Annotated in this window: 19 protein-coding genes and 1 pseudogene; 11 read left to right on the top strand and 9 right to left on the bottom strand. The window is 71.8% G+C overall.

The genetic code is table 11. From position 1 onward, the window contains the following. Window positions 1-8 precede the first annotated feature (8 nt). On the top strand, window positions 9-386 hold the full coding sequence (locus tag ACZ5FU_RS24695; protein WP_451525767.1) for an STAS domain-containing protein: 378 nt from the start codon (window positions 9-11) through the stop codon (window positions 384-386). Window positions 387-897: 511 nt separating this feature from the next. Here the strand turns inward: ACZ5FU_RS24695 and ACZ5FU_RS24690 are convergent. The 3 genes and pseudogenes from ACZ5FU_RS24690 to ACZ5FU_RS24680 form a co-directional block, all read right to left on the bottom strand. Continuing rightward, entirely contained in the window at window positions 898-1,128 is a 231-nt protein-coding gene (locus tag ACZ5FU_RS24690) for a tautomerase family protein (protein WP_468835092.1), read from the bottom strand. Window positions 1,129-1,156: 28 nt separating this feature from the next. Further along, a pseudogene (locus ACZ5FU_RS24685) lies at window positions 1,157-2,067 on the bottom strand (SDR family oxidoreductase). Between the two features lie 42 nt (window positions 2,068-2,109). Then, window positions 2,110-2,892, bottom strand: coding sequence for an SDR family oxidoreductase (locus tag ACZ5FU_RS24680; protein WP_469046635.1), 783 nt, complete (start codon window positions 2,890-2,892; stop codon window positions 2,110-2,112). Between the two features lie 158 nt (window positions 2,893-3,050). Here ACZ5FU_RS24680 and ACZ5FU_RS24675 point away from each other — a divergent pair, with 158 nt between their 5' ends. From ACZ5FU_RS24675 to ACZ5FU_RS24665, 3 genes are all read left to right on the top strand, one after another. Further along, entirely contained in the window at window positions 3,051-3,956 is a 906-nt protein-coding gene (locus ACZ5FU_RS24675) for an MmyB family transcriptional regulator (RefSeq protein WP_469046633.1), read from the top strand. A gap of 183 nt (window positions 3,957-4,139) precedes the next feature. Further along, window positions 4,140-4,262, top strand: a complete 123-nt coding sequence (locus tag ACZ5FU_RS24670) for a hypothetical protein (RefSeq protein WP_468835080.1) — start codon at window positions 4,140-4,142, stop codon at window positions 4,260-4,262. 229 nt (window positions 4,263-4,491) lie between these two features. Next, window positions 4,492-5,241, top strand: coding sequence for a tetratricopeptide repeat protein (locus tag ACZ5FU_RS24665; protein WP_469046631.1), 750 nt, complete (start codon window positions 4,492-4,494; stop codon window positions 5,239-5,241). 39 nt (window positions 5,242-5,280) lie between these two features. Here ACZ5FU_RS24665 and ACZ5FU_RS24660 read toward each other — a convergent pair whose 3' ends face one another. Next, window positions 5,281-6,141, bottom strand: coding sequence for a glycoside hydrolase family 16 protein (locus ACZ5FU_RS24660; RefSeq protein WP_469046629.1), 861 nt, complete (start codon window positions 6,139-6,141; stop codon window positions 5,281-5,283). 450 nt (window positions 6,142-6,591) lie between these two features. Between ACZ5FU_RS24660 and ACZ5FU_RS24655 the strand changes: the two genes are divergently transcribed. Both ACZ5FU_RS24655 and pntB read left to right on the top strand, forming a co-directional pair. Further along, window positions 6,592-8,148, top strand: a complete 1,557-nt coding sequence (locus ACZ5FU_RS24655) for a Re/Si-specific NAD(P)(+) transhydrogenase subunit alpha (protein ID WP_451779341.1) — start codon at window positions 6,592-6,594, stop codon at window positions 8,146-8,148. A gap of 6 nt (window positions 8,149-8,154) precedes the next feature. Further along, window positions 8,155-9,621, top strand: a complete 1,467-nt coding sequence (gene pntB, locus ACZ5FU_RS24650; RefSeq protein WP_451525771.1) for a Re/Si-specific NAD(P)(+) transhydrogenase subunit beta — start codon at window positions 8,155-8,157, stop codon at window positions 9,619-9,621. A gap of 214 nt (window positions 9,622-9,835) precedes the next feature. On the opposite strand, the gene ACZ5FU_RS24645 is transcribed toward pntB, so the two are convergent. Further along, window positions 9,836-10,087: an acyl carrier protein gene (locus ACZ5FU_RS24645; protein ID WP_468642099.1), complete on the bottom strand. Its 252-nt coding sequence runs from the start codon at window positions 10,085-10,087 to the stop codon at window positions 9,836-9,838. Window positions 10,088-10,235: 148 nt separating this feature from the next. Further along, complete coding sequence (locus ACZ5FU_RS24640; protein ID WP_468835075.1) at window positions 10,236-11,312, bottom strand: cysteine peptidase family C39 domain-containing protein; 1,077 nt, start codon at window positions 11,310-11,312, stop codon at window positions 10,236-10,238. Between the two features lie 237 nt (window positions 11,313-11,549). On the opposite strand from ACZ5FU_RS24640, the gene speD reads away from it, so the two are divergent. Then, window positions 11,550-11,930, top strand: a complete 381-nt coding sequence (gene speD / locus ACZ5FU_RS24635) for an adenosylmethionine decarboxylase (RefSeq protein WP_451525774.1) — start codon at window positions 11,550-11,552, stop codon at window positions 11,928-11,930. Between the two features lie 10 nt (window positions 11,931-11,940). Here speD and ACZ5FU_RS24630 read toward each other — a convergent pair whose 3' ends face one another. After that, window positions 11,941-12,636, bottom strand: a complete 696-nt coding sequence (locus tag ACZ5FU_RS24630) for an alpha/beta hydrolase (protein WP_451525775.1) — start codon at window positions 12,634-12,636, stop codon at window positions 11,941-11,943. A gap of 11 nt (window positions 12,637-12,647) precedes the next feature. After that, the gene (locus ACZ5FU_RS24625) at window positions 12,648-13,721 is read right to left on the bottom strand and encodes a PIG-L family deacetylase (RefSeq protein WP_451525776.1); all 1,074 of its coding nucleotides are present in this window, start codon (window positions 13,719-13,721) and stop codon (window positions 12,648-12,650) included. Window positions 13,722-13,840: 119 nt separating this feature from the next. Between ACZ5FU_RS24625 and ACZ5FU_RS24620 the strand changes: the two genes are divergently transcribed. The 4 genes from ACZ5FU_RS24620 to ACZ5FU_RS24605 are packed head-to-tail and all read left to right on the top strand — an operon-like array spanning window position 13,841 to window position 17,968. Next, a complete protein-coding gene (locus ACZ5FU_RS24620) occupies window positions 13,841-14,485 on the top strand; it encodes a hypothetical protein (protein WP_451525777.1) in 645 nt (214 codons plus the stop codon). Then, window positions 14,482-15,228: a 4'-phosphopantetheinyl transferase family protein gene (locus tag ACZ5FU_RS24615; RefSeq protein ID WP_451525778.1), complete on the top strand. Its 747-nt coding sequence runs from the start codon at window positions 14,482-14,484 to the stop codon at window positions 15,226-15,228. The genes ACZ5FU_RS24620 and ACZ5FU_RS24615 overlap by 4 nt, the downstream gene beginning before the upstream one ends. 53 nt (window positions 15,229-15,281) lie before the next feature. Further along, on the top strand, window positions 15,282-17,024 hold the full coding sequence (locus ACZ5FU_RS24610; protein WP_451525779.1) for a B12-binding domain-containing radical SAM protein: 1,743 nt from the start codon (window positions 15,282-15,284) through the stop codon (window positions 17,022-17,024). Beyond that, window positions 17,021-17,968, top strand: coding sequence for a Gfo/Idh/MocA family protein (locus ACZ5FU_RS24605; protein ID WP_468642107.1), 948 nt, complete (start codon window positions 17,021-17,023; stop codon window positions 17,966-17,968). Before ACZ5FU_RS24610 ends, ACZ5FU_RS24605 begins: the two co-directional genes overlap by 4 nt. Here the strand turns inward: ACZ5FU_RS24605 and ACZ5FU_RS24600 are convergent. Then, entirely contained in the window at window positions 17,950-19,047 is a 1,098-nt protein-coding gene (locus ACZ5FU_RS24600; RefSeq protein ID WP_451525781.1) for a radical SAM protein, read from the bottom strand. The genes ACZ5FU_RS24605 and ACZ5FU_RS24600 overlap by 19 nt on opposite strands. Window positions 19,048-19,088 lie beyond the last annotated feature (41 nt).

Here is a 19,088-nt window from a genome sequence, read left to right as displayed (position 1 = left end):
CGAATTCTGTGACTACCTCGCCCGACGCGGACCCCGTGGAGACCCCGTCCCCGAGCGGCCGCCGCACCGTACGCCTGGCCCTCGAGGGGGACCTGGACTACGACACCAGCGGCGACGTGCTCCACCAGGTGAGACTGGCTCTCCTGGACGGTGAGGACGTCGAGGATCTGCGCCTGGACTGCCGGGGCCTGGAGACGGTCGACTCCATGGGGCTGGCGACCCTGCTGCAGATCCACCGTTCCGCCCGTCAGGACGGCCTCCGTTTCCACCTGGACAACATAGGACCGGCACTGCGGCGCCTGTTGGAGATCACCGGCACCTACGACTATCTGACCACCTCCCCGGAGGACGGCCGGCCGGGCGACGGCCGGCCCCGCGCGACCTGACGTGACGACCCGACCCGCATGACGACCGTGCCGCCGGGCACGCGCGATGCCGGTTCCCCACCCCTTGACGCCATCATTGGTCTGATCGACTGATCGAGGCCGAAGAGGCGGGTGCGGCAAGAGCGGTCGCCGGAGGAGCCGTTGGCGAACCGGACGCTGGTGGACGGCGACTGGGACCTGGTGGCGGACGAGAGCGGAGCGACCCGGTTCGGCTTCAGCCTGTTGCCGAAGTCCTTCGAACGGGAAGGCCGGTTCCCCGATGTGCTGGAAGAGGTCCCGCCGGTCGCGGTGGAGTACGTCGCCGATCCGGTGGAGGTCCCGGCCACCGACTTCGGGAAGTACACGCCGGCGCCGCGAGATCCACGGCGGGCTCGAGGCCGTCGAGAATACGGGGAAGCGATGAAGGGCGATCCCGCCGACCCCCGGGCGAACGAGACCGTGTCGGCGGACGTTCGGCCCGGGGGCCCTCGGTTTCAAAGCCGCTGTCCTGGCCGGATGGCGGCCGGTGCGGTCAGACGCCGCTGGTGTCGGTCGGTGTCGCCTCGCCGAGCATGGCGAGGGTCAGCACGTTGCCGGAGATGCCCCAGCCGCCGTCGGCGACCTCTTCGACCAACACCATGGTGTTGTTGCGGGCGCGCTCGCCGTAGATCTCGACGTACAGCTCGGTGGTGCGGGTGACGATCTCCTCCTTCTGCTTCGGGGTGAGGGTCTTCTCGGGGACCTTGAAGTTCGCGAAAGGCATGGCTGGTTGTTCCTTCTCTCAATGGGTGTTACAGGGAGCTGCCCGCGGTGAGCAGGCTGTCCAGTCCGATGCGGCGGAAGAAGTCGGCGCGGAGGCGGTCGGCGACCGCGGAGACGATTTCGCTGCCGTCTCGGCCGGGGTCTATGTGAGTGCGCAGAGGTCGAGTGCCATGCCTCATCGCGACCAGTCGCGCGACGGCTTCAGCGACTTCGGTCACGTCGGCGTCCGAAGGGATGAGCGCGGCCGGGCGCTTGCCCAGATCGCCCATGAGGGACCGGTGCCGCTGGTCGTAGGCTTCCGCACGGGTGATGTCGGCGGGGGCGCCTGCGTTGGCGAAGTGGTTGGTGCCGGTGGTGAACGCGCCGGGCACTACGATCGCGCTGTCGATGCCGAACGGGAGCACCTCGGCGGCGTAGCTGACGGCCAGGGAGTCCATCGCGGCCTTGGCGGCGAAGTACGGGGCCAGGAACGGGGGCAGCCGCCGCGGGTGCTGGAACTGCCGATCCACACCAGCAGCCCTGAGCCCTGCTCACGCAACTTCGGCAGGGCGGCGCGGTTGACGCGCTGGGCGCCCAGGACATTCACGTCGTACAGCTCCGCGAACTGCTCGGCGGTGAACGCCTCGGCGGCGCCCAGGACCATGTGCCCGGCGTTGTGCACGACCACGGCCAGCCGGCCGTGCTCGGCGAGGATCCGGTCGACTGCGGCGTCGGCGGAGTCCTGGGAGGTGACGTCCAGTTCGACGGCGTGCACGTCGACCTGGTGGTCGGTGCTGTAGCGCGTCAGGTCGGCCGCTGCGGCCGCGTTGCGGGTCGCGATCTGGCGGATGCCCGCGTACACGGTGTGCCCGGCGAGGGCCAGCGCACGCACGGACAGTGCCCCGATGCCGCTGGAGGCCCCGGTGACGAGGACGACCTTCCCTGTTTCGTCGTTCCTGATGGCAGGGCCTTTCGTCGATCGGTGGGGGTGGCCGCGGGCGGTTCAGACGATTCCGCCGTTGGCGCGGATGACCTGTCCGTTGATCCAGTGGCCGGCCGGGGAGGCCAGGAAGGCGACGACCTCGCCGATGTCGGCCGGGGTACCGAGGCGCTCCAGCGGGGGCTGGGCGGCCAGGCGGGCGATGGTCTCCTCGTCCTTGCCGTCCAGGAACAGCGCGGTGGCCGTGGGGCCGGGCGCGACGGTGTTGGCGGTGACGTCCCGGCCCCGCAGCTCCCGGGCCAGGATCAGCGTCAGCGCCTCGACCGCGCCCTTGCCGGCGGCGTACGCGCCGTAGCCCGGGAAGGCCAGCCCCACCACGGACGTGGAGAACGTCACGATCGCGCCGCCGGGGCGCACACGACGGGCGGCCTGCTGGACGACGACGAACGTGCCGCGGACGTTGGTGCGGTGCAGGTCGTCCAGCACGGCCAGGTCCAGCTCGGCGATCGGAGCCAGGTGTATCCGCCCGGCCGCGTGCACGACGACGTCGACGCCGCCGAACTCTCCTTCGGCCACGTCGAACAAGGCCGCGACCGCGTGTTCGTCGGCGACGTCCGCACGTACTGCGATCGCCCGGCCGCCGTCGGCGACGACCTCCTTCGCGGCGGCTTCGGCCTCGTCCCGGTTACCGGCATAGCCGACCACGACGGCGTACCCGTCGGCGGCCAGCCGGCCGACGGTCCGGCGGCCGATGCCGCGCGAGCCGCCGGTGACGATCGCGACACGGGGGGAGGCGGAGGGCCGGGCCGAGGAAGCGGTCCCGTCGGGGGAAGGGGGGATGGGCATAGCTGACTCCTGTGGTGGAGGGGGGGCGGGCCGCGGCCTTGCCGTCGCCCTGCTGCGTCCTCCACGATCCGCCGGTCCCCCGTCCCCAACCAGGGCTGTGTCCACCCAGGGGACGCCACCCCCTGGCTGTGCTCTGGCCGACGAGCGACCATGGAGGGGTGAACCTTCCAGAACTCGGTGCCTTCCTCAGGACACGTCGCGACCGCATCCGCCCCGCCGAGGTCGGCCTGCCCCAAGGCCCGCGCCGGCGCGTCCCCGGCCTGCGCCGCGAGGAAGTCGCGCAGCTGGCAGGGTTGTCGGCCGACTACTACACCGAGTTGGAACGCGGCAGCGCAAAGAACGGCGTGCAGCCCTCGGCCCAGACCCTGGCCGCCCTCGCCCGAGCCCTGCGCCTGAACGGCGATGAGCGCGACCACCTGTTCCACCTGGCCGAACGGCCGGTCCCCCCGTCGGTACGCGGGTCGTCGGCACACGTGCAGCCCGCGCTTCTCGGACTCCTGGACCGGCTGTCCAGCACCCCCGCGCGCGTCATCACCGACCTGCACGAAACCCTGGTGGAAAACGACCTGGCCCTGGCCCTGCTGGGCAAGTCCCCGGCGCACCGCGGCCCGGCGGCGAGCTTCGTGTACCGCTGGTTCACCGACCCGCGGGCACGCGAGATCTACCCGCCCGAGGACCACCCGCACCACTCCCGGGTCTTCGTGGCCGACCTCCAAGCAGCGGCCGCCCGGCGCGGCCGGGACGCGGAGGTCACCAAGATGGTCGCCGCGCTGCGCCGCCGCAGCCAGGAGTTCGCAGCTCTCTGGGACACCCACGACGTCGCGGTGCGCCGCATGGACCACAAGAGGATCGTCCACCCCATGCTCGGCGTCATCGAACTCGACTGCTACAACCTCCTCAGCGAGGACGGACGGCAACGCCTGCTGTGGTTCACCGCCCCGCCCGGAAGCCCGGGAGCCGAGCAGCTGGAACTGCTGTCTGTCGTGGGGATCCAGGAGCTGAGCGTCACGGAGGGCATGGCACCGGAGAGGTCGTCCGCGGCGGAATCCGGATCGCAGCGCTGACCCGCGCCGCAGAGGGAGGAGGACCGCTTTCACGAGTCGTCGCAAACGGCTGGATGCCTGAAACACCCTCATGAAACGGTCAGTGGTCGTGAACGACGACCACAAGCGCGTGGAATCGTACGACTGCCCGATGCCAACCCGCGCCGCCCCCGCGGGCTCCCGTGCTGGACCGGCAAGGGCAAGGTGGCCGTCCAGTACCGCACCGCCCGCTTCCGCCCTGTGCCCCAGCTCGCCAAGGCGCTCGACGTGCCGACCCCGGCCGTACGCAAGCCGGGGCCGGTGGGGCCGAGCCGCCCCGGCCGGTGAACGCCGGCACCGAACCGGTCGGGCACGTCCGCCTCGGCCGCGCACGGGCCTCGACCGCCCGGCCACGGCGGCGAGTACGTGATCACGCCGCTGCTTTGCGGCTGGTGTCCGAGTAGGACACCGGGGCCTTTCCCCCGGGACGGACGAGTGATCGGAAGCCTTCCTTCCGGTGCGGGTGGGGCGTCATCATGCTCGGATGCGGCGAATATCGAAACCATGGCGTTGGCCCGTGGGGGGACTGGTCCTCGCGGGTGCGGGCGCCCTCGTCGTGCCGATCGGCGGGATGCTGTGGCTGCACCTGCTCGTGGCGCTGTGCGCCTTCACGGTGCTCGCCGGACTGGCGCACCGTGAGGTCCCGTTCCCGGTGGCCCTGGCGCAGTTGCGTCTGGGCGGCGACGATCCGGCCGTGCTGCGCGCCCGCGTCCTGTCGGCGGTGGTGTGCCTGCCACGGGGCCGGGCCGATCTCGCACTGCCCCGCCTGCGGTCCGTCCTCCCGGACCTGACCCGTGTGCTGGGACCGGACCACCCCGACACCCTGTCGACCCGGCTGCTGGGCCTGCAGGTGCGCGGTGAGGCGGGCGACCTGCCCGGCCGCCTCACCGAGATGCGCAAGCTCATCGACGACATCACACCGGTCCTCGGCCCCGGTCACCCCGACACCCTGGCCGCCCGCCACTGCCTCGCCGAGTGGCTCGGTCAGGACGGCCGCGCCGACGAGGCCGAAGCGGCGTACGAGGACGTCATCGCCACCGGCACCGAGCATCTCGGCGCCGACCACAACCTCGTCCTGATCGCCCGCAGTTCCCTCACCATCCTGCGCTACGACCGCACGAGCCCCGACAACGGCGCGGCCGTCGACGACATGACCGCGATCGTCGCCGCCATGGAACGGGCCCTCGGCCCCGCCGACCCGACCGCGGCCTCCACCCGGCGACTCCTCACACGGTGGCAGAGCACGCGGTCGGGCAGCGGCGCGTAGCGGCGGTCACCGGGCGAGGTGCGGCGCGCCGCGGGGCGGTCACGCCCGGCCCGTCCCGTAGAAGCGCACGTAGTCGACCGTCATCGTCGCGGGGGACGGCGTCGAAGGGCCGGGCGGGCCGGGCCAGTCGCCGCCCACGGCGACGTTGAGCAGCAGGTGCATGTCCTGTTCGAAGACCCAGTCGTCCGGCGTGGGCAGTTCCGACGGGGTCAGGGTGAAGTACGGCTCTCCGTCGACGGACCAGGTGATGCGGCGGGGCTGCTTGTCGACGGCGTACGTGTGGAACGCCTGCGAGGCGTCGGCCGGAAGGGCGGTGGAGCCGCCGATCCCGTCCTCATTGAAGTAGGTCGGCCCGTGCGCGGTGCCGTACACCGTCCGCGGTTCCCCGCCGACCACCTCGCAGATGTCGATCTCACCCTGGCCGGGCCATTCGACGCCGTTGTCGCCCAGCATCCAGATCGCCGGCAGCAGCCCCGTCCCGGTGGGCAGCTTCGCGCGGATCTCCGCACGTCCGTGGGTGAGCGCGACCTTTTTCTCCGTCGTCAGGCGGGCCGACGTCCAGGTACAGAACTCCTGTGTGTAGCAGGGAAGTCCGGACCCCGCGGGGGCCGGCCGCGCCGAGATCGAGAGGTGCCCCGAGCCGTCGAGCGCGGAGTTGGCCGCGTCGTCCGTGTAGTACTGCAGTTCGTTGTTGCCCCACCCCTCGGCGTCCCGGTTCCCGATCTCGGTGTTCCACGACCGCTCCGACGGACGGGTACCCGCCGCTCCGTCGAACTCGGCCTGCCAGAAGGGCTCTTCCCGGGCCGTCGAGGGGCGCTCGTCCGGAGCGGAACCGCATCCTGACAGCAGCCCGCCCAGCGCCAGCACCAGGGCCAGTGCCGGGCGGGTCCTTCGCTTCATCGAGTCGCTCCTGAAGGGTCGGGCGGAGGAGGCGGGCACGGCTCGTCCCCTCGTCCGCGAGGGGGCCGAAGGGGCCCGGACCAGGGCTGTGCGCCGTGCCCGAACCCTATGCGACGGCTGCCTCGCGGAACGCGGCGGGCGCCCCGGACGACGGCGCGGTTCGTCCTCCTCGTCCGGGGCGCCGCCCCGGTGCCCGGGGAGAGGTCCCGAGGTGCCGGGGGAGAGGCCCCGACGGCTCGAAGCCCGCCGGCCGGGTCCCGCGCGGGCCGGCCGTTCCGCGCCGTTGCCGACCGTTCCGGGCCGTTCGCGCAAGGTGAAGCACGTCACCGTCCGTTCACGTTGGCCCCTCCCCGTCCGACGGGTAGGTTCCGCGATCACGGGGGAGGACGTTTCCACCGCCCCGAGCGCAGATTTCCCCTCCACACCCTCTTCTGACGAGAGATACAGGACATGTCTGCTCAAGAACGCTCACAGCATCCTCCCCGGCGCGTCGGCGTAGTGGCCGAGTCCGTCCCCGGGGAGACACGGATCGCGGCGACCCCGGCAACGGTGCGCACGCTGCTGGGGCTCGGCTACGAGGTCGTCGTCGAGTCCGGGGCCGGTGAGGCCTCCGGCTTCGGCGACCAGGCGTACGCCGACGCCGGCGCGGGCATCGGCGAGGCCTGGGACGCGGACGTCGTCCTCAAGGTGAACGCCCCCTCCGACACGGAGGTCCGCCGGTTGCGCAGAGGGGCCACCGTGGTCGCCCTGCTGGCCCCGGCGCAGAACCCCGAGCTGCTCCGCGCGCTCGCCGACGCCGGGGTGACCGCCCTGGCGCTGGACGCGGTGCCGCGCATCTCGCGGGCCCAGTCGATGGACGTCCTGTCCTCGATGGCCAACATCGCCGGTTACCGCGCGGTCGTCGAGGCCGCGCACGCCTTCGGCCGGTTCTTCACCGGCCAGGTCACCGCGGCGGGCAAGGTGCCCCCGGCGAAGGTGCTGGTGGCCGGCGCCGGCGTGGCCGGACTCGCGGCGATCGGCGCCGCCTCCAGCCTCGGCGCGATCGTGCGCGCCACCGACCCGCGGCCGGAGGTCACCGACCAGGTGAAGTCGCTGGGCGGTGAGTACCTGCCGGTGCGAGCCGCCCAGGAGGCGAGCACCGACGGCTACGCCAAGGCCACCTCCGCCGACTACGACCGCGCCGCCGCCGAGCTCTACCGCGAGCAGGCAGCGGACGTGGACATCGTGATCACCACCGCCCTGATCCCCGGCCGGCCGGCACCGCGCCTGCTGACGGCCGGCGACGTGGCCGTGATGAAGCCCGGCAGCGTCATCGTCGACATGGCGGCGGCGATGGGCGGCAACGTCGAGGGCACCGTGCCGGGGCGGACGGTGGTGACCGACAACGGCGTCACCATCATCGGCTACACCGACCTGGCCTCCCGCCTCCCGGCCCAGGCCTCGCAGATGTTCGGCACCAACCTGGCGAACCTGATGAAGCTGCTCACCCCCGGCAAGGACGGGCAGCTGGTCGTCGACTTCGACGACGTCGTGCAGCGGGCGGTGACCGTGGTGCGCGCCGGCGACGTCACCTGGCCGCCGCCGCCCGTCGCGGTCTCGGCCGCGCCCGCCGCGCAGCCCGCGGCCGCACCCCCGGCGCCCGGACCGAAGCGGTCGACGCCGACGCCCGCGTGGCGCTTCGGCCTGATCGGGCTCGGGATGCTCGCGATGTTCCTGCTGGTGGCCTTCGCCCCCGCACAACTCGCCGAGAACTTCACCGTGTTCGCACTGGCGGTGGTCATCGGCCACTACGTCATCGGCAAGGTGCACCACGCGCTGCACACCCCGCTGATGTCGGTGACCAACGCGATCTCCGGGATCGTCGTCATCGGCGCCCTGCTGCAGATCGGGCACGAGGGCCGGATCGTCACCACGCTGTCCTTCGTGGCGATCCTGCTGACGAGCGTCAACATCTTCGGAGGGTTCGCCGTCACCCGCCGCATGCTCTCCATGTTCTCGAAAGGCTGAGCCGAGATGACATCCCTGACGGCCTCACACGCCGCCGACCTGGTCGCCGCCCTGCTGTTCATCCTCAGCCTGGCCGGCCTCTCCCAGCACCGCACCTCCCGCGCGGGCGTCGTCTACGGCATCGCCGGCATGGCCCTCGCCCTGGTCGCCACCGTGGTCGTGGCGGCGCAGAGCATCACCGCCGGAGCGGTCGCGCTGATCGTGCTGGCGACGGCGCTCGGCGCGGCGGCCGGCCTGTGGCGGGCCCGCCGCGTCGAGATGACGCAGATGCCCGAACTGATCGCCGTCCTGCACAGCTTCGTCGGCCTCGCCGCGGTGCTGGTGGGCTGGAACAGCTACCTGGAGGTGGAGTCCCACGGCGCGGCGCAGACCAGGGTCGGCGCCGACCTGCTGGGCATCCACCACGCCGAGGTGCTCATCGGGGTCTTCATCGGCGCGGTCACGTTCACCGGCTCGATCGTCGCCTTCCTCAAGCTCTCGGCGCGCATCAGGTCCAGCCCTTTGATGCTGCCGGGCAAGAACGCGCTGAACATCGGCGCGCTCGTGGCGTTCGCCGGGCTGACCGTCTGGTTCACGATCAGCCCGAACCTGCCCCTGATGATCGCGGTGACCGTGCTGGCGCTGGTGCTCGGCTGGCACCTGGTCGCCTCGATCGGCGGCGGCGACATGCCGGTCGTCGTCTCCATGCTGAACAGCTACTCGGGCTGGGCGGCGGCCGCGGCGGGTTTCCTGCTCGACAACAACCTGCTCATCGTCACGGGCGCGCTGGTGGGGTCCTCCGGCGCCTACCTGTCGTACATCATGTGCAAGGCGATGAACCGGTCGTTCCTCTCCGTCATCGCGGGCGGCTTCGGCATCGAGGCGCCCTCGGGAGGCGAGGAGGACCACGGCGAGCACCGCGAGATGCGGGCCGCGGAGGCGGCCGGGCTGCTGGCGCAGGCCCGCTCGGTGATCATCACGCCCGGATACGGCATGGCCGTCGCGCAGGCCCAGCACCCGGTCGCGGAGCTGACGAAGCGGCTGCGCGAGCGGGGCGTCGAGGTCCGCTTCGGCGTCCACCCCGTCGCCGGACGCCTGCCCGGTCACATGAACGTGCTGCTCGCCGAGGCGAAGGTGCCCTACGACATCGTCCTGGAGATGGACGAGATCAACGACGACTTCACCGACACCTCGGTCGTCCTGGTCATCGGCGCCAACGACACCGTCAACCCCTCCGCCACCGAGGACCCGGCCAGCCCGATCGCGGGCATGCCGGTGCTGCGGGTCTGGGAGGCCGAGCAGGTCATCGTCTTCAAACGCTCCATGGCCTCCGGCTACGCGGGCGTGCAGAACCCCCTCTTCTTCCGCGAGAACAGCGGCATGCTCTTCGGCGACGCCAGACAGAGCGTGGAGGAGATCCTGCAGGCGCTCGGCACCGACGGCCGGCACGACGCGCCCCCGGCCGCGCGCCAGGCGACGGCGGCCGGCCACTGACGGAGCGCCCTGTGCCGGGACGCGCCCGACGGGACGCCGGCGACCGGCCGACGGCCGTCCGGACCTCGCACGGGTCCGGACGGGCGTCGGCCCTTTGCCACCCGGGGCGTGCCGCTCCTCCCGCCCGGGCTCGGCCTCCGCGGGCTCCCGCGGAATTCTCCGCCGACCGCCGACCGCCGACCGTGGCTCCGCCCCGGCGATCCGGCGCGGACCTTCATGCGCGGGGCAGCTCCACCAGGCTGTTCCACAAGGTGGACGGCGTCGCGAAGGTCTCCATGACCAGCATCTCGTCCGGCAGTTCCACCGAGAACCTGTCCTCGAGCTCCGCCACCAGACTGAGCAAGGTCAGCGAATCGAGGCCCAGTTCCGTCAGGCTCGCGTGCGCGTCGACGGGGGTCCCCTCGTCGAGGAACGGCAGTGACTGCCGGAGTGCGGCCTCGAAGTCGCTGTAGGAAAGGTCGTTCACGGGCTGCTCCTCGATGACGGGCCTGCGGGCGACGGCTGCGCTCCCGTGAGGATCATGCCAGCCCGCGGGCGCCTTCGCCCTCCCCGGCCTGAGGACCGGCGCCCCCGCTCCTGCCGTGCCGACGGGGCGCCGCGGGGCGGGATGCCGCTCAGGGCACCGCGGGCCGTTCCCCGCGCGCGCGGTCCGCGGACCGCGCGCCGGAGGGAGCGAGGGAGTCCCGTACCTTCGCGTTCCATTCCTTCTCGAGGGCCGCCGTCTCGGTGATGAGGTCCGCGATGCGCCGCACCGCGGCGGTTCCCTTCCGGAAGCGCAGGAAGAAGTAGTTCCGGGTCATTTCCCAACGCCTGGCGAGAGCCTCCGCGTCGGCGGCCCGATCGTGCAGGGACGGCAGCGCGCAGCTGTCGGCGGCGGCCCGCAGGAAGCGCGCGTTCAGGGCGCGCTGGCTGGCCAGTTCACCGAACCAGGCGCTGACCTCGATCATTCCCACAGGGCTGAGCGAGGTGAAGGCGTCCGGGACGGTGCGCAGTTCGTCGGCGCACGCGAGCACCAGGTCCGTGCCGGCGCGGGAGTTCGTGCTCCGGGCGACGGCGGAGCGGAACCGCTCCTGGCGCGCCCGAGCCGTCGACGCCTCCTGGCGCTGTCCGGGGTCCGGCCCGCCGGCTCTGAGCACCACGGTGCGGTTGCGCCAGTCGGGGTCGCCCCTGCGTGCTTCTCCGAGCGCGTCCGACGACATGGCGGTGAACAGGACGTCGCTGTCCATGAAGCCGTCGAAGAGGGAGCCCTGATAGCGGTCGACGATCCGCAACGAACCGCTCTCCTGGCCGACTTCACCGTCCCCGGGGTGGATCACGATCCGGTGCGAGTGGTGCTGCTGCCGGTGGAAGGAGCTGTGGGGGACGTGGAAGGTGTCCACCCAGGCGATCACCGGGTTCCCGTCCAGCAGTTGGGCCCGGATGTACTCCTCGGCCCGTACCGGACCGTCGTGCCGGACATGGTCGGCGACCAGGCCGTGCCACTCGTGCAGGATCTCCTCGGGTGTCCGGCGGTGGATCCCGAGCCGTTCCACGGGCCATTCGGCGTCGACGCCGTCCGCCCTGCGGTGGTACCCCCAGTGCTCTCCCAGAACGCTCGGATCGTGGCCGAGCCAGGCCGCCGTGATGCCGAAGGTCGCCGAAATGCAGTCGAGTGCCTGGAATTCGGGGTTCGATACGCCCTGCCGCTCCAAGAGCTCCGCTCCTTCACTGTTCCTCGCCGGCCGCGGTTTCCGGCCGTTCCGACGTGGTCGCCCGCCGTCCTCTTGACGGAGGGTGTCCGCGAGCCCCGGGGCACCCCGGATGTTACGCTGCGCCGCGCCGGGAGTCAGCGGACCGGCCCCGCCGACCTGCCGCTCCGGCCGCGCGGACCGGCACCCACCTACCTGAAAGGAGACGGGGGCGAGCGACCAGCGACCCCCCGGTTCCCCATGACCGACTCCAGCACTTCTGCCACCGAGGACATCAACGTCGACGACCTGTGCTCGTACGCAGTCGACGTCTGGGTGAGCGACCACAGCATCCTGACCGACGAACAGCGCATCCTCCAGGTCCTGCGCACCGCCGCGGAGAAGGGGAACGCCACGGTGCTCGGCGAGTCCTCGCACGTCTTCCCCAACGGCGCCGTCACCGCCATCCTCCTGCTCTCCGCCTCGCACCTGAGCATCCACACCTGGCCGGAATACAGCCTGGCCAACATCGACCTGCTCGCCTACGGCCGCCTGAACGGCGAACGGATGATGCAGAGCGTCGAGTCGGCCCTCTCGCCCACGAGGATCAACGTGACGCGCATGCTGCGCGCGGTGCACTGACCCGCACCGCTCACAGCCACCCCGAGAGCGACCCGAGGAACGCGTCGAAGTCGTCCCGGTGGATCGCGTGCGTGGCGTCCGGCACGGTCCGCACCTCGAACCCGCGCCGGGTCAGCTCCGCCCGCATCCCGGCGCTCACCAGCGTGCTCGGCTCCGCGGCCTGGACGAGGGAACGCGCCAACGGCCTCTCCGGAGTGTGATCGGCGGCACGGTACGCGGAGAGGGCGAGCGCCGACCTCTCGTCCCAGGCCTCCAGGGCCGCCAGTTCGGCCGCGACCCGGCTCTCCCCCCACTGCGGGCGCAGACTCCTGATCAGCATCTGGGGCGCGCGTTTGAAGAGCGCGAAGACGGCCGGATCGAGGGTGCCGTCCGGGCCCCCCAGCCGCCAGGCCGGCTCCGAGTAGACGACACGCTCCGGCTCCAGTTCCGGCACCGCGAGCGCCAGGGCCAGTGCCCCGAGCGAATGGCCCAGCGCCAGCTCGGGACCGTGGGGCAGCGTCTCCAGCAGGTCCTGGGCGAAGAGGTGCGGCGCGTACGCCCCCCGGCCGCTGTTCCCGTGCCCGCGCAGGTCGACGGCGAGGACGCGGTACCCGCGCCCGGTGAGGACCGGGACCAGCTCCTGCCAGGTGCGGTGGTCGGCCATGAGACCGTGGACGAGGACGGCGACCCGGTCACCGGTGCCCCACTGCCGTGTGTGCAGTCGCATGCCGCGACGCCTCACCCGGCCGCGGCGGCTTCCGCCGCCGCCGTGGACGCCAGCTCCCCGAACGCCCCGGCGGACTCCGGCAGCACCCAGAGGCGTTCCGCCCACCCGGGCGTGCCCAGCCGCCGGCCGTGGCGGACGATCCGTTTCGAGACCGCCTCCAGCACCTGGAGCCGGTAGGGCCACAGCGCCTCCTGCTTGGTGCGCACGGCCGCCTCCGACGCCGGGACCAGCAGCGGGGCCGGCGCGGCCGCTCCCGGGCCGACGCCGAGCCGGCCGGCCTCGGCCGCGGCGTCCGCGAACAGCGAGTACGGCATGTCCTCGTAGAACGCGACCCGTTCGGGCTCCAGCGTCTTGCGCGCGATCAGCTCCAGCGCGGCCTGCCGGGTGAGGACGTGGTCGACGTGCCCGCCCACGGCCAGCGGCACGAGCACCGGCTGACCGCCCGCCACCTCGGCGGCCAGTTCGGTCAGGATGCGCTCGAACAGCTCCGGCTCCGTCGCGCGGGCCGTGTCCACGGCGTGCGGCTCGAGGAAGTACCCCTCCTGCCAGGCGGCCCGGTCGGCGGCGTCCACCTGCCCGAGCACGGTCAGTTCCACGCCGAGCACCCCGCACGCCACCCGCTCCTCCTCCAGCAGCAGACGCGAGGCCAGCTCGGGACGGCTCCGGTAGTAGGGGCGGCGCGTCCAGGTCTCCTGCGAGAACACGTCCACCACCCGGCCGCCGAACCGGGCGAGCAGCGCGCCCAGGGCCAGTTCCGCGTCGTCCGGGTGAGGGGAGAGGACGGTCAGGGCACGTGACGGTCGCGTGCGGGGTGACGGAACGGCGACCACCAGGCCCGCCGCGTGCCAGTCGGCGATCAACTCCCGCTCGGGGGAAGGCCAGGAGCGGTACGGCCGGGTACCGTCGCACGCGAACCACAGCTTCGCGGCCGACTCGGGGAAGACCGCCGGGTCGACCGGCTCGCCCAGGAACCGCACCTCGTCACCGTCGAACTCGGCGTGCGGCAGCCGGATCGGACGGTCTTCCCCCGTGAGTGGGCCGGTCGTGCGCCTGGTCAGGGGAGCGGGGGAGGGACGCTCTGGCATGCGCAGGAGTGTAGACCAAGGGCCGATCATGGAACTATGGGAAGGAGAAAGGCAGCAGGAGCACGCGACAGGTCTGTGATCCACTCTGCGGTCGGCACGTGACGAGAGGCTCGAACAGTATGTACGTACTCACCCGGGGACTTGCCGCGCCGGAAGCCGCCCGCCTGCGGGAGGCCTGCGAGCGCACCGGACTGCCGTTGAAGGAGCCCGAGGCGCAGGACCCGCGGGGAACGGCCGAGCACGTCAGGGACGACCTCCTCGTCGCCTTCGTGGCCGCCGAGGCGGACGGCTCGGCCCCGCTCGAGGTGCGCGAGATCACCCGGGACGGCGCGTACGCCGTCCTCGTGCAGCCGGCACCGTCCGCCAGGGGCACGCTGGCGGCGGTCCGTTCGGGCGCCGGCTTCGTCATGGCCGCGCCGCTCGGCGTGGAGCGCCTCGTGTCGTTCCTGACCTACCTGCGGGACGTCGCCGCCCCCGCGTCCGCCCAGGTCCTCGACCTGGACGAGTCCGGCGTCCTCACCACGCCGTCCGCGTCCGTGCGGTTGACCGGGGCCGAGGCCGGAGCCCTGCGCGCGCTCGCCGAACGCCGGGCCGTCATCGTCTCCCGGCCCGACCTGCTGCGGCTGACCGGCGAGGACCCGAGGGACGTGATCGAGGCGTTGAGGGCCCGGTTCCGGGAGGTCGGCTCGGGCGCCCAGATCCTCAAGGTGCCGCACATGGGGTTCCGGCTCGTCGGGGAAGTGCGGCTGAAGGCCACCGCGTGACGGCGCGGGACCGTCCGCCCCGCCCCGTCCACGTGTGGTGGGCACGCCTGGCCGACGCGCACCCGGCTCTGGTGGAACTGCTCGACCCCGTGGAGCGCGGCCGTTACGCGGCCACGGCCGATCACGACAACCGGCGCCGTTTCCTGGCCGGTTGCGCGGTCAGCCGGGTGGTGCTCGGCGAACTGCTCGGTCTGCCGCCCGCCGACGTGCCCCTGCGCCGTGTGTGCCCGCGCTGCGGCGGACCGCACGGCAAGGTCACGCTCGACGTCCCGGCCGGTGACGCCCACGCGGGCGTCCGCTTCTCCGTCTCGCACAGCGGTGAGGTGATCGGGCTCGCCGTCTGCCACGGCGCGGACGTCGGACTCGACGTCGAGGACGGCAGGGGCACGGACGTGGAGAAGGTCGCCCCCCGTGTCCTGGCCGACCGGGAACTGGCCGCCCTGCGCGCCCGCCCGCCCGCCGAGAGGTCCGCGGCCTTCCTGCGCTACTGGACGCGCAAGGAGTCCGTGCTGAAGGCGATCGGCGTCGGCCTGCGCGTTCCGCTGCGACGGCTGGAGGTCTCGGATCCCGAACTGCCCCCGGCCGTGCTGAGCTGGCCCGAACAGATGGACACCGACCATGAAGTGCGTATGGCGGATACGGTGGTCGGCGCGACGCATTCCGCGTCGGTCTCGGTGACGGGAACGGCTGAAGTGACACTCGCGGGACACGACACCTCGGCGATGCTCCGGGCGTGGCGGTAACTCCTCTATTCGCATCGACTGCTTCACAGACCACGGGGAAGGGTTAGGGTCAGATGTCGGACGTCGTGCTGTTGACTCCACGTGAGATAGCCACGGGAGCACTCAGCCTGAACAACCAGAACGTGACCGTCACCGACGAGGAATACGTCCAACTCGACCCGGCGTTGCGTATTTTCTACGAAAAGGTCCGGGAGAACCTGGGTCTGGCGTGCATCACCGGCTACCTGCGCAATGCCGGACACTCCGTCACGTCGCTGAATCTGCACGGCCGTACGCCCAGCGACGAGGCCATCATCGACCTCATCCGCCGGGAGCGCCCCCGCTTCGTCGGCATCAGCATCATGTACGACCTGCACATCATCGATGCCATCCGGCTCATCCGGTGCGCGCGGACCGCCGACCCCGACGTCTTCATCGCCATCGGCGGGGCCTTCTGCACCTACAACGCGAAACTCATCGCCGAGCAGGTGCCCGAGGCCGACTGCGTCACCTTCGGCGAGGGCGAGCTGACGGTCGTCGGCATCATGGACCGGCTGACCGCGGGGACGGACTGGCGGGAGACGCCCGGGCTGTTCTACCGCGACGGCGACCGGGTGCGCAGCAGCGGCATGCCGGTGCTGCCCGACCTCGCCCACCTCGTCTGGCCGGCCCGCGACGTGCTGCAGTACCACAAGGCGGCGGGCATCGCGACGCCGGTGGCCTCCACGTTCACCAGCCGTGGCTGCCACGCCAAGTGCACCTTCTGCTACGCGCCCCGCCAGCCCGGAGTGGTCGACGGCTTCTGGCGGATGCGGCCGCCCGGTGACGTCGTCGACGAGATCGAGTACCTGCAGCGGGAGTTCGGCACCCGTTTCATCTGGTTCAACGACGACAACTTCGGCGGGGCCTTCGGCGACGGCTTCGCGCACGCGGTCGAGTTCGCCGAGACGGTCCTCCGCCGCGGCCTGAAGTTCCAGTTCCACTGCGAGTTCCGGGTCGACTCCGGACTGATCGACCACGAGGCCCTCGACCTGCTGCACCGGGCGGGACTGTCGTCCGCGCTGCTGGGCATCGAGTCCGGGTCCCCCGGCATGCTGCGGCGCTTCAAGAAGGGCACCACGGTGGCCTACAACCTGGACGCGGCCCGCATGTTCAAACGCAAGGGCCTGGGCCTGGACCCGGGCTGGATCATGATCGAGCCGAAGACCACCATCGACGAGCTCTGGGAGAACCTCGAGTTCATCGTGGCGGCGCGGATCCACGAGGCCGACAACCCGTTCTTCCTGATCAACCGCGCGATCGCGCTGCGCGGCACGGAGATGTACGACAAGATCGAGGAACCGCTCCCGCTCGCCGACATCGAGGGCCTGGAGGGCGACGCCTACGAGATCCTGCGCACGGCCCGCCGCGACTACCGGGTGCCGGACCCGCGCGTCGAGGCCCTGTGGAGCGCCTGGAGCGAGGTCGGCGAGGAGATCAGCGACCGCAAGGAGAACGTCCTGCCCTTCATCGCCCAGAAGATCGCCCTGGGCGCCCGCCGGCTGCGGGGCACGGAGCACAACCCGCGCGCCTTCCTCAGCCGGCTGCGGGCCTGGCGCAACGGGCTGCCGGAGCTGTTCCTCGCCTTCATGAACCACGGACTCGTCCTCGCCGAGACCGACCCGCCGGACCTCGTCACGAGGCTCACCGCCGACCTCAGGGACCTGGTGGCCGAGTACGACGCCGAGCACCTCGGCGAGTCCTTCCAGGACTTCGGCGAGCGCGTGGAGCGCGTGTGCGGTGCCGAGGCCCTCCTCGCGGCGGGAGCGGGCCGATGACCCTGCGATACGGAGTGGTCGGCTGCGGCCGCGTCTTCCAGCGCTACCACCTCCCCGTCGTCACCGGCCACGAGGACTACACCCTCGTGGCCGTCTGCGACACCGACGTCGACAGCGCGCGCTCGGTGCTCGGCGAGGCGGCCGACGGCGTCCTGGTCACCACCGGACTGGAGGAGTTCCTCACGGTCGGCAGGCCGGACGTGGTGGCGGTGTGCACCCCCAACGACGCGCACACCGAGCCCGTCCTGGCGGCACTCGCGGCCGGAGCGCACGTGCTGTGCGAGAAGCCGCTGGCCGCCGACCTGTCCGAGGCGCGCCGGCTGGCCGGGGCGGCGGGCGCCGACCGGCTCGCGGTCAACCTGCCCTACCGCTTCCACGAGTTGCTGCCGGCGTTCCACAAGGCGCTGCCCGAGGGGCCCTGCGAGATCACCCTGACCTTCACCACGGCCGGCCAGCGGCTGTGGCGGCCGGTGACGAACTGGTACGGCGACGCGGCGCGGGCCGGCGGCGGGGCGCTGGTCGACCTCGGCGCGCACGCCCTGGACCTGCTGGTCACCGTCTTCGGCCGGCCCCGCCCGGTCTCCTGCCGGGTGGACGCCGCCGGCGTGGAGGAGCGGGTGGTCGCCGGTCTGGAGTTCCCGGCCGGTCACGCCGAGCTGCGCATCGACCGCCGCAGCCGGGTCATGGGCCTCACCCTGGAGGCCACCGGCGCCGGCGGCGAGAGCGCCGTGCTGGATCTGAGGCGCGGCGAGGTGCGCAGCGCCGCGGGCACGGTCACGGCCGCGGACCGCCGGCCCGAGCTGGCGGCGATCCGCGGCTTCCTCGACACGGTGGCGGGCCGGGCCCGCGGCCTCACGGTCGCCCCGGCCCAGGCCCTGGAGGTGCAGGAGCTCATCACGGCGCTGTACGCCGCCGCCGAGTGCGATCAGGAGCTGACGCTCTGAGCGACGTCCTGCCCGGTTGCGGGAGCGGGGGAGACGACCGGCCGGAACGTCTCCTTCAGCTCCCTCAGCCGGGCGCGTGAACGCTCCCCCGAGTACAGGTGCGTCGCGCCGATCTCCTCCTCCGTGATCCGGTCCAGGAAGAAGAGGTTGATGACGTCCGACGGCGTGGCGCAGGTCTTGCAGAAGCCGAACCGCGGCCGGTCGTGCATGAACAGGTCGTAGTGCTGGTGCGAGCCGTACTGGTCGAGCAGCAGCTTCCGGTCCTGCGCCAGGTTGCCCATCGGCTTGACCCAGGCGTGCGGGCACGCGGAGACGTCGCCCTGGCCGAAGAGCTGGGCCATCGTCGCCGTGACGAAACAGCCCAGGGTGCGCACGTTCGTCTGGAGCTGCTCGGCCATGTGCTCGACGTAGGCGCGCGGCGGCAGCACGTCCGCGAACTCGTCGTAGCGCTCCACCAGCGGCATCAGGTGCTTTCCGGGCGGCGGTCCCATGCGCTCGGCGGTGTCGCCGCGCACGGGGAAGAAGTACAGGGTGGTGCTGCCCGCCACCTCGTCGCGCAGGTACCGGGCGAACTCCAGCTGGCCCGCGTAGTTGGCGTCGGTGAGCACCGACTGGATGTCGATGCGCAGCCCGGCTTCGGCCGCCGCGTGCAGAGCGCGCATGATGACGTCGTGCAGCTTCGCCTGCTTCGGGGGCAGCCGGTGCCGGTTCAGCTCCAGCGTGTGCCCGTCCAGGGAGATGTTCAGCTGGACGTTGCCCATCGCGGCGAGGGCCTCGATGCGCCGCTCGTTGAGGAACACGCCGTTGGTGATCACCTGGACGGTCTCGTAGCGGCGGCTCGCCTCCTGGACGAACTCGGTGGAGCCCTTCAGCCAGAAGAACTCACCGCCGGAGAGCCGGAGAATGGGCGCGTCCACGTGCTCGTGGTACATGTCCAGTATCTCGTGCCAGTCCTGCCGGCGGTCGGTGGTGAGCCGCAGCCGTGCGTCGGGCACGTTCATGAGGAGGTTGTACTCCTCGGTGAGGCAGTAGGAACAACGCATTTGGCAAAGCTGTTCCTCGATCACCATGTCGTTCATCAGGAACGGGAGTCGACCGCCTTCCGCCGCCGAAGCGGTAA

This window comes from Streptomyces sp. NPDC031554, assembly GCF_055580685.1.
This window is presented reverse-complemented; position numbering and strand designations above follow the sequence as displayed.